A 9934-nucleotide genomic window follows, 5' to 3' on the forward strand; every position below is an offset into this window, starting at 1 on the left:
GCCGCCATGATCGGGGAAAACGCTGGTCCCACCTACCTGAGCGACGTCGTCCGATTCGACCAGCCACGACTGGGTGACGTCGAGGGGGTGCGCAGGGTCCACCTGCAGTGTCACATCGGCACCGACACGATTTCACTCGCCCGGCTGGGTGCCCGGATGAGCGGCCTCGACTTCTCACCGGACGGACGTCCACGACGCCGTCGACGTCCTCGGCCCGGGGTTCGACCTGGTCTACACCGGGGTCGGGGCGCTGTACTGGCTGCCGAAGGTCGTTCCCTGGGCCCGCGTAGTCGCGATCTGCTCCGCCCCGGCGGGCGGCTGTTACTCCGCGAGAGGCACCCGATGCTGTGGGTCTCGACGAGACGACCGACCCGGCGAGCCCGCACTCGCACAGCTGGAACCACGGCCTCGGCGAGATCGTCACGGCGCTGCTCGGCGCGGGCCTGCGGCCGACGAGGTCCGAGGAGCACGACAGCGTGTCGTGGAACGCGATCCCCGGACAGATGACCATGGACGGCGCCGGGGAATGGCGGCTGAGCCGTGATCCGCGACGGCTCGCTGCCAGCTACACGCTCGAAGCCGTCAAGGGATAAGTACGCTGGGGTCATGGCAGTGGTGAAGATCAACGCGATCGAAGTTCCCGAAGGCGCCGGACCCGAGCTGGAGAAGCGGTTCGCCGCCCGGCTGCACGCGGTCGACGGACAGGCCGGTTTCCTCGGCTTCGAGTTGCTGCGCCCGGTTTCCGGCGAGACGCGCTACTTCGTGTACACCAAGTGGGAGTCCGAGGAGGCCTACCAGGCTTGGGCGGCGGGCCCGGCTCGTGAAGCGCATGCCGGTGAGCGGGCGAAGCCGGTTTCGAGCGGCGCGAGTCTTCTTGAGTTCGAGGTCGTCGGATTGGATGCAGTGTCGCGAAGCGATCGCCGTTGAGGGTGGCGGTGGGCGAGGGGCAGGCAAGCTAGCCGGGTGAGTAGCGAGCTGGACCGGGCCGCGAAGCTGATCTCGGCCGCCGGTGCGCTGCTCGTCTGCGCCGGTGCCGGGATGGGCGTCGACTCGGGCCTGCCGGACTTTCGGGGTGACGAAGGTTTCTGGCAGGCGTATCCGCCGTACGCGCGGCTCGGGATCCCGTTCGTCGAACTGGCCGACCCGCGGCATTTCGCCGAGGATCCTGAGCTGGCTTGGGGTTTCTACGGGCACCGGCTGGCGTTGTACCGCCAAACCGTTCCGCATGAGGGTTTCCACCTGCTGCGCAAATGGGGCGCCCGGCTGCCCGGCGGCACGCGGGTGTTCACGTCCAATGTGGACGGACAGTTCCAGCGCGCGGGCTTCGAGCACGTCGCCGAGGCGCACGGCTCCATCCACCACCTCCAGTGCTTTGCCGGGTGCACCCCGGCGATCTGGCCCGCCGACGACGTCGAAGTGCCGGTCGACGAAGAGACCATGCGCGCGGCGCCGCCGCTGCCTTCGTGCCCGCACTGCGGCGGGCTCGCGCGGCCCAACATCCTGATGTTCGGCGACTACGACTGGGTCCCGAGCCGCAGCCAGGCCCAGCTCGACGAGCTGACCGCGTGGCGGCGCACGAACCGCGACCTCGTGGTCGTCGAGCTGGGCGCGGGACAGGCGGTGCCGACGGTCCGGCGGCAGGCCGAGCTGGCCAGCGCCGCGACCGGCGCGCTCATCCGCGTCAACCCCCGCGAACCCGGCGTCCGCCACGGCCGCGGCGTCTCCGTCCCCCTGACCGCCCTCACCGCAATCACCGCCCTCGACCACCTGCTCAACTAGGGCAGGACGAGCTCGGACAGGACAGCGCGGTGGTCGCTGCCGGGGACGTCGAGCACGTGGAACGCCTTCACCGCGATGCGGTTGTCGACGAGGACGTGGTCGATGGTCACCGGCGGGGCCGAGGCGTCGGCGGGCCAGGTCGGGGTCAGCGACTCGCCCACCTCGTCGGCCGAGTCGTGGTAGCCGGAGGCCAGTAGCGCGCGGAACACCACGTGGTCGAGGGTGGCGTTGAAGTCGCCAGCCATGATGCGCGGCTCCTGCTCGGGGTCGGCGCGCGGCAGGTCCTTGGTCTCGGCGACCCAGACCCCGGCGTCCCAGGTCGGCGCCGCCGGGTGGGCCGCGACCACCTGGACGCCGTGGCCGCCGAGATCCAGTCTGGCGCTGGGTTCCTTGGCGTTCGAATCCCCGGACAGATTGAGCTCCGCCAGCGGGAACCGGGACACGATCCCCGAACCCGCGGCGCCGCGCGCGGGGTGCAGCAGGCGGTTCGGCAGCAGCGCGAACAGCCCGGCCCGGTCCAGCCCGGCCACCGCGTCCGGGGTCAGCTCGACCAGGGTCAGCACGTCGACCTGGTTGTCCCGCACCAGGTTCACGATCGTCCGCGGATCGCCCGCACCGGCGTAGAGGTTCGACGCCAGCACTCGCAGCGTCTGCCCGTGGGCCTGCGGCTGGGCGGTGGAGAACAGCCGGGGCAGCACCAACGACCCCAGCGTGACGGCCAGTACGAACGCGATCGAGCCGATCCACCACCGCCGCAGCACCAGCGCGACGCCGCCCAGCAGCAGCGCCAGCACACTCGCGTACGGCGTCAGCGCGATCGCCGCCACCGTGTACCAAGGCCCGTCGATGCCCACCACTCTCATCGCGGTGAGCACGGTCAACGGCGTCACGGCCAGCACGAGCAGTCCGGTCGCGACACGACGGCGCACGGGCGACGGCCGGTCGGCCACGCTGTCATCCACACCGTCGGCCGCGCTGTCAGCCACACCGTCAGCCACACCGTCGGCCACACCGTCAGCCACGGGGCCTGCCCACGTGGCGGTAGTGCCCGGTGGCCTTGGCCAGCAGCAGCTGCCCGGCCTCGGCGTCCGCGGCAGCCAGCTTGGCGGCCAGTGCCGCCGCGGGCTTGCCGCGCAGCACGGTGACCGTCCGGCCGCCCCGGGAGATCATCACCTGTCCGTCCTTCGTCGGCTGCCAGCCGAACGGATCGTCTTCGAGTGCCATGAGCCGAGTATGGCCGTGGCCACATCGGACGTCGCCCGGATTCACCGCACCTCCACAACACCTCCACACGATCCGGCGACGCATGTCAGCCGCTGACAGGTCGATGTGCGCGATCTGCCAGCGGTCGGGCGCATTGTTCAGCCCAGGAAGCGACACGCGAAGGAGGCAGTCATGTCGCACGCGATCAAGGCCGAAGGCCTGGTCAAACACTATGGGGAGACGAAGGCGCTGGACGGGGTGGACCTGGAGGTGCCGGCGGGCAAGGTGGTCGGGGTGCTGGGGCCGAACGGCGCCGGTAAGACCACCGCCGTCCGCATCCTGGGGACGCTGATCCGCCCGGACGCCGGGCATGCCACGGTCGGGGGACACGATGTGGTGAAGGATCCGGTGCTGGTGCGCCGGATGATCGGGCTCACCGGGCAGTACGCGTCGGTGGACGAAGACCTTTCCGGCACCGAGAACCTGGTGCTCATCGGACGGCTGCTCGACCTGCCGAGGGCACGCGCCAAGGCACGGGCGAAGGAGCTGCTCGAACAGTTCGAGCTGAGCGACGCCGCGGGCCGGGCCGCCAAGACCTACTCCGGCGGGATGCGGCGGCGGCTCGACCTGGCCGCCAGCCTGGTGGGCCGTCCGGCGGTGCTCTTCCTCGACGAGCCGACCACCGGGCTCGACCCGCACGCCCGCAACGACGTCTGGCAGGTGATCCGGCGGCTGGTGGCCGACGGCTCGACAGTGCTGCTCACCACGCAGTACCTCGAGGAGGCCGACCAGCTCGCCGACAGCATCACCGTGTTCGACCACGGCAAGGTGGTGGCGAACGGGCGGGCCGACGAGCTCAAGCGGCGCGTCGGCGGGCAGACCCTGCAGGTCCGCCCGACCTCGCTGGCCGACATGGACCTGGTGAACCGGATCCTCGGTGAGCTCACCGGCGTCCGGCCGACCCGCGACGACGACACCGGCCTGCTCACCGCGCCGGTGTCCGACCCGGTGCTGCTGTCCACTTTGGTCAGGAAGCTCGACGAGGCCGGCGTCACCGCGGACGAGCTGGCGCTGCGACTGCCCAGCCTCGACGAGGTCTTCCTGGCACTGACCGGCACAAGGGCCGAACCCGGCCACACCGACAACTCCAAGACCCCGGAAGGGAGCCTGGTATGACCACGATCGCGCTCGACGCACCCGCGCCTTCGCGGCACATCAGCCCGGCGAAGGGCCTTCAGCACGGGCTTTCCCTTGCCTGGCGCGGGGTGCTGAAGATCCGCAAGAACCCGGAGCAGCTAGTCGACGTCACGCTGGCGCCGATCATCTTCCTGCTGATGTTCACCTACCTGTTCGGCGGCGCGCTCGCCGGCGACACCGGCACCTACCTGCAGGGCTTGGTGCCCGGCGTGCTGGTGATGAACATCCTGCAGGCGAGCATGACCGTCGGCGTGTCAATGAACACCGACGTCAGCAAGGGGGTGTTCGACCGGTTCCGCAGCATGCCGATCGCCCGCTCGGCGCCGCTGGTCGGCGCGGTGCTGGCCGACATCGTGCGGTACCTGGTCTGCATCGTGGTGCTGCTCGTGGTCGCCACGATCATGGGCGATCGCCTGCAGACCGGCCCCGCCGAACTGCTGCTGGCCGTGTTGCTGGCGGTGGCGTTCGGGCTCTGCTTCTGCTGGGGCTCGGTGTGGGTCGGCATGCTGGTGAAGAGCCCGGGCGCGGTGCAGGGCCTGATGTTCGTCTTCATCATGCCGCTGACGTTCGGCAGCAACGTGTTCGTGAACACCGCCACGATGCCCGGCTGGCTGCGGGCGTGGGCGGACATCAGTCCGGTGAGCCTGATGGCGAACGTGTTGCGCGGGCTGATGAACGGCGGCGCGATCGCCGGGCCGCTCGGGGGTTCGCTGCTCTGGATGGCCGGCGCGGTCGCGGTGTTCTTCCCGCTGGCCATGATCTCCTACCGCCGCCGGGTCTGACCCGCGCGAAGAGGGGGATGGTGAACGCCGTGGCTCGGGGGCCACGGCGTTCACCGCGTCAGTCCAGGTCCAGTTCGGCGCGCAGCCGCGCGAGTCCGTCCTCTTGGGACCGGCCGGACGATTCCGCGTAGAGCTGCTCGTAACGCTCGGGCCCGAGCGCGTTCCGGAGCGCCTCGACCAGCGCCCGCACCTCGGGGCTGCCCAGGTCGAGCCGCCCGCGCACGAGCTGCACCAGCCCGAGCGTCCGCACCGCTTCCTCGGCTTTCCCCTGCTGCCAGCGGACCTCGGCGAGCAGCTCGACCGCCGTCGCCAGATCCGGCATGTCCCCACGGTCCACAGTGGCCTTGACCACCGCCGTGACACCCTTCTCGGCGTCGGCCGTCAAGCCCTGTGCGAGGCTCAAGCGCGCGTCAAGCAGCCCGCCCCACTCCACCGCGAAATTGCCAGGCAACGGCACCTCGGCGGACCTGGCCCGGAACCGCGCGGCCATCTCGACGGCCTCTTCGACCTCGCCGCATCGCAGCAGGATCTCCACCTTGCCGAAGAGCACCATGACCACGAGCTGATCGCTGCCGGATTCACGGGCATGGCGCTCGGCCTCGGCCATCTCCGCCTTGGCCCCGCCGGGGTCACCGCCCCTCGATCGTTCGGTCGCCAGGCGCCAGCGGTGCTGGACCGTGTCGTCGACGGACCGGAGCTCCTGTGCCAGCCGCAGGCCGCGTTGGAGCGCCTCGATCGCCGCCGCGTTGTCGCCGCTGTGGGAAAGCGCGTCGGCCATGCTGGCCAGCGCCATCGCGGTGCCCCACCGATCACCGACCGCCCGGAAACCCTCGTAGGCCTCGTCGCACGCACGGGCGGCGCCTTCGAGGTCGCCGTCGTCGCCGAGAATGAAGCTCGACACCCAAGCCGCCGCGGCCCGTGTCCACGGATCGGACCGGTGCCGGACCCGCTCGATCTCACGCTTGGCCAGCGCCTTGTCGCGGCTGAGGAACGCGAGCATCGGGAGCCCCATCGCCAGCACCGGGAAGCGGTCGATCGCGTCGATGCGCACGCAGTCTTCGACGATGGCGGCGACATCCGTGATGCGGGGGCTGCCCGGGAACATTTCGGTCATGGCCTGGACGGCCCGGAACACAACGGTGAAGTCCTCGGCCAGCCGGTCGCCGAACGCCAGCACCTCGGCGACGAAACCGATCGCGCGCTCGCTGTCCCCCTGCATCATCCAGAACCAGATCAGCCCGCCGAGCAACGCCGACGAAGAGTCCACATCGGACTCGTCGATCGCGGAGCGCAACGCGGTGACCATGTTGTCGCCGTCCGACTCGTACACGGCGATGGCGTCGAGCTGGGCGGCCGTGCGCAGCACCGGCTCGATGCGCCCGACCAATTCGACGAAATGCCCGCGGAAGGCCAAGGCCAGCGCGGGTCCTTCGCCCGCGTCGTCCAGCCTCTCGGCGCCGTAGGCCCGGATCGTCTCCAGCATCCGGTACCGCGGCTCGCCGCGTTCGCCGCGTACGGCGTCCACAATGGACTTCTCGACCAGCGAGCCGAGGACATAGAGCACGTCGGCGGCGGGCAGCAGTTCCCCGGCGCAGACGCGCTCGACCGCCGCCACGTCCGCACCGGCGGCGAAAATCGACAAGCGCCTGGCGAGTACCCGCTCGGGTTCGGTGAGCAGGTCCCAGCTCCACTCGACGACCGCGCGCAGGGTTCGCTGGCGCGGCAAGGCCGTCCGGCTGCCGGAGGTGAGCAGGCGGAACCGGTCGTCGAGCCGCTGGGCGATCTGCGCGACCGCCATCGAGCGCAGCCGGGCGGCGGCCAGTTCCAGCGCCAGCGGCATCCCGTCGAGCCGTCGGCAGATCTGCGCGACGTCGTCCACAGTGGACTCGTCGAGCCGGAAGTCAGGGCGCACAGCCATGGCCCGGTCCAGGAACAGCCGGATGGCGCCGAGTTCGCCAGCTTCGGCGACCGTGGCCCGCTCGCCGGGCACCGCCAGCGGGCCCAGCGGGCAGAGCGTCTCGCCGTCGATGGCGAGCGGCTCGCGGCTGGTCGCCAGTATCCGCCGGTTCCCGACCCTGGTGAGCAGCTCGTTCGCCAGCGCCGCGGCGGCGTCGACGAGGTGCTCGCAGTTGTCCAGCACCAGCAGGGATTCCCCGGCGCCCAACGTTTCGGCGATCCGCTCCAGCGCGTCCTGCGGGCGGCGGAGCGCCTCGCCGGGAACGGCCGTGCGCCTGTCCCAAGCCTCCAGCGCGCCGAGAACAGCGCCGACGAGGTCGTCGGCGTCGCGCACCCCGGCCAGCGGCACGAACCACACGCGGCCGCCCGCGTGCACCGGATGCCGGGTGGCGGCCTCGGTGGCCAGCCGGGTCTTGCCCGCGCCGCCCGGCCCGACCAAGGTGACCAGCCGGGCCCCGGCGAGCAGTTCGGTCAGCAGCTTCAGCTCGTCTTCGCGCCCGACGAAGCTGGTCAGCCGCACCGGCAGGTGGTCGGCCACCGGCGCGGGCGCCGTCAGCTCCCCGCGCAGCACCGCGAGGTGGATCTCCTGCAGCTCGGCCGACGGATCGACGCCCAGCTGCGTGGCGAGGGTCTCGCGGATGTCCGCGTAGACGGCGAGCGCGTCGGACTGCCTGCCCGCCGCGGCGAGCGCCCGCATCCGCAACCCGGCGAACCGCTCGCGGAGCGGGTCGGCCGCGTGGGCGGCCTCCAGGTCGGCGAGCACCTCGGCGTACCTGCCCGCGCGGAGCTGGGCTTCGAAGAGGTCCTCGACGACGTCGGTGCGCAGCTCTTCAAGCCGCGTCTCTGGCGCGGCGGCGAAGGGCGCGTCGAGGACGTCGCTCAGCGCCGAGCCGCGCCAGAGCGCGAGGGCCTCCGTCAGCAGTGCGGCGGCACTGGAGTCACGACCGGCCGCGAGCTCGCGGCGGCCCTCGGCCCGGAGTCGTTCGAACCGGAAGGTGTCGACGTCGACGTCGGTGACGACGAGCCGGTACCCGCCCGGCCCGGACTCCAGGCCGGTGGCGTCGGCGCGCAGGACCTTGCGCAGGCGGGAGACCAGCGACTGGAGGGCGTTCGCGGCGTCGGCCGGCGGCTCCTCGCCCCAGAGACCGTCGATCAGCGACTCGGCGGAAACCGGGCGGCCAGGGTCGAGCGCGAGCCTGGCCAGGAGCATACGAAGGCGAGCTCCGCCGATGTCTCTCGGCGTGCCGTCGTCCCCCTCGGCCTGGATCGGCCCCAACAGCGCTACGCGCATGACACCAGCTTTCCAGACCCGGCGAAGTGAATAACGCGGAGTGCCACCGGAAGCGATTCCGCTCACCACGACCTGTCGACAGGTCGTGGTCTCTCAGTGACTGAGAGACCACGATTCGTCGACAGGTCGTGGTGGGCAGAGAGCGACTGAAGTGGGGATTATCCGGACAAAACCGTCGGGAGAGGGGCTGAGACAGCCGGCTGACTATAGGTTCATCGGACGTTTCTCGACCCACAAGGAGTTGTTCATGAGGGGTCTGAACCACTGGCGCCGCGGTGCCGTGACCGCCGTGGCGGTGCTGGCCGGAATCAGCCTCGGCGCCGGGATCGCCCTCGCCGACCCCGGCTTCGGCGGCGCGAAGCCGGGCAGCGACGGTGCCGGGGACAGCTACTACCCGCAGGACGGCAACGGCGGCTACGACGTCGCCGACTACGACCTGAAGGTCGACTACGCGCCGGCCACGCACCAGCTCACCGGGTCGCAGACGATATCGGCGCGGGCGACCCAGTCGCTCAGCTCGTTCGACCTGGACCTGAGCGGCCCGACCGTCGACTCGGTCAAGGTCGACGGCCGGGACGCGAAGTTCACCCGGACCGGTGACCACGAGCTGGTCATCACCCCGGCCCGCCCGGTATGGCGGGGCGAGCGGTTCACCACGAAGATCGCGTATCACGGTGTGCCCGCGGCGATCGACGACCCGCTGCTCGGCCTCAACGGCTGGCAGTACGGGAAGTCCGGCGGCGCGTTCGCCGCCGGCGAGCCCAGGTCGGCGACGACCTGGTATCCGGTCAACGACACCCCGCTCGACAAGGCGACCTTCCACCTCGCCATCACCGTGCCGGACGAATGGGGCGTGATCGGCAACGGCCGTGAGGGCCGCACCTTCAAGACGCCCAAGGGCACCACCCACGTGTGGGACGAGACCACCCCGGCCGTGCCGTACATGACGACCGTCGCGATCGACAAGTGGGAGTTCGACCGGACGAAGCTCTCGGACGGCACCCCCGTGGTGAGCGCGTACGCGCCAGGGACCTCCGACGAGACGAAGGCCGCCGAGCGACGGCTGCCGGAGATCATCGACTTCCTGTCGTCGAAATTCGGCCCGTACCCGGTCGACGCGGCGGGCGGGATCTTCCTCGCCGAGCCGATCGGCTTCTCGCTGGAGACGCTGAGTCGTCCGATCTATTCGGGCCGCGCGGGTGACCTCCAGACGATCGTCCACGAGAACGCGCACCAGTGGTACGGCGACACGGTCGCGGTGGAGAACTGGAAGGACGTCTGCCTCAACGAGTGCTTCGCGTCGTACGCCCAGTGGCTGTGGTCCGAGGCGAAGGAAGGCCAGGACCTCAACGCTCGCTACCTCGCGGCGGTGAAGAAGGCCTCGCCCGCGTTCTGGGCCGGAAAGCTCTACGACATGGGGCCCGGCAACGAGTTCACCTACGTCTACTCGAAGGGCCCGCTGGCGCTGCACGCGCTGCGCAACACCATCGGGCAGCAGGCGTTCGACAAGGTCATCAAGACCTGGAACCGGCTGAACCACGACGGCAACGCGAGCATGCCGGAGTTCCAGCGCTACACCGAGCGCGTCGCGCACATGAACCTCCAGGGGTTCTTCGACGCTTGGATCTACGGCAACGCCAAGCCGTCCGATCAGTACCTCTACCCGGGCTCCCTCAAGCCCTCGGCGTGACTGATTCGTGAGTGTTGGGGGGGGGGGGGGGGGGGG

9 protein-coding genes are annotated in these 9934 nt (G+C 70.6%); 6 read left to right on the forward strand and 3 right to left on the reverse strand.

The features are described from left to right. Window positions 1–347: 347 nt before the first annotated feature. From QMK34_RS21840 to QMK34_RS21850, 3 genes are read left to right on the forward strand one after another with little or no spacing between them, the layout of a single operon-like run. Window positions 348–593 (forward strand): hypothetical protein, encoded by a 246-nt coding sequence (locus QMK34_RS21840; RefSeq protein WP_326416040.1) that lies wholly within the window; start codon window positions 348–350, stop codon window positions 591–593. A 13-nt stretch (window positions 594–606) separates the two neighbouring features. After that, entirely contained in the window at window positions 607–927 is a 321-nt protein-coding gene (locus tag QMK34_RS21845) for an antibiotic biosynthesis monooxygenase family protein (RefSeq protein ID WP_326416041.1), read from the forward strand. 36 nt (window positions 928–963) lie between these two features. After that, window positions 964–1779, forward strand: a complete 816-nt coding sequence (locus tag QMK34_RS21850; protein ID WP_326416042.1) for an SIR2 family NAD-dependent protein deacylase — start codon at window positions 964–966, stop codon at window positions 1777–1779. Here the strand turns inward: QMK34_RS21850 and QMK34_RS21855 are convergent. Together QMK34_RS21855 and QMK34_RS21860 are read right to left on the reverse strand one after the other, a co-directional pair. Beyond that, the gene (locus QMK34_RS21855) at window positions 1776–2801 is read right to left on the reverse strand and encodes an endonuclease/exonuclease/phosphatase family protein (RefSeq protein ID WP_326416043.1); all 1026 of its coding nucleotides are present in this window, start codon (window positions 2799–2801) and stop codon (window positions 1776–1778) included. The genes QMK34_RS21850 and QMK34_RS21855 overlap by 4 nt on opposite strands. After that, window positions 2794–3003 carry a hypothetical protein gene (locus tag QMK34_RS21860; RefSeq protein WP_326416044.1) on the reverse strand — a complete coding sequence of 70 codons (210 nt, stop codon included), beginning with the start codon at window positions 3001–3003 and terminating at the stop codon, window positions 2794–2796. Before QMK34_RS21860 ends, QMK34_RS21855 begins: the two co-directional genes overlap by 8 nt. Window positions 3004–3174: 171 nt before the next feature. Here QMK34_RS21860 and QMK34_RS21865 point away from each other — a divergent pair, with 171 nt between their 5' ends. Together QMK34_RS21865 and QMK34_RS21870 are read left to right on the forward strand one after the other, a co-directional pair. Continuing rightward, the gene (locus QMK34_RS21865; RefSeq protein WP_326416046.1) at window positions 3175–4158 is read left to right on the forward strand and encodes an ATP-binding cassette domain-containing protein; all 984 of its coding nucleotides are present in this window, start codon (window positions 3175–3177) and stop codon (window positions 4156–4158) included. Further along, window positions 4155–4961, forward strand: coding sequence for an ABC transporter permease (locus QMK34_RS21870; RefSeq protein ID WP_326416047.1), 807 nt, complete (start codon window positions 4155–4157; stop codon window positions 4959–4961). Before QMK34_RS21865 ends, QMK34_RS21870 begins: the two co-directional genes overlap by 4 nt. Before the next feature lie 58 nt (window positions 4962–5019). On the opposite strand, the gene QMK34_RS21875 is transcribed toward QMK34_RS21870, so the two are convergent. Next, a complete protein-coding gene (locus QMK34_RS21875; RefSeq protein WP_326416048.1) occupies window positions 5020–8208 on the reverse strand; it encodes a BTAD domain-containing putative transcriptional regulator in 3189 nt (1062 codons plus the stop codon). A gap of 247 nt (window positions 8209–8455) precedes the next feature. Here QMK34_RS21875 and QMK34_RS21880 point away from each other — a divergent pair, with 247 nt between their 5' ends. After that, complete coding sequence (locus QMK34_RS21880; RefSeq protein ID WP_326416050.1) at window positions 8456–9898, forward strand: M1 family metallopeptidase; 1443 nt, start codon at window positions 8456–8458, stop codon at window positions 9896–9898. The last annotated feature ends 36 nt before the right edge of the window (window positions 9899–9934 follow it).

The sequence above is a fragment of the Amycolatopsis sp. H20-H5 genome, from assembly GCF_035828755.1.
Taxonomy (GTDB): domain Bacteria; phylum Actinomycetota; class Actinomycetes; order Mycobacteriales; family Pseudonocardiaceae; genus Amycolatopsis.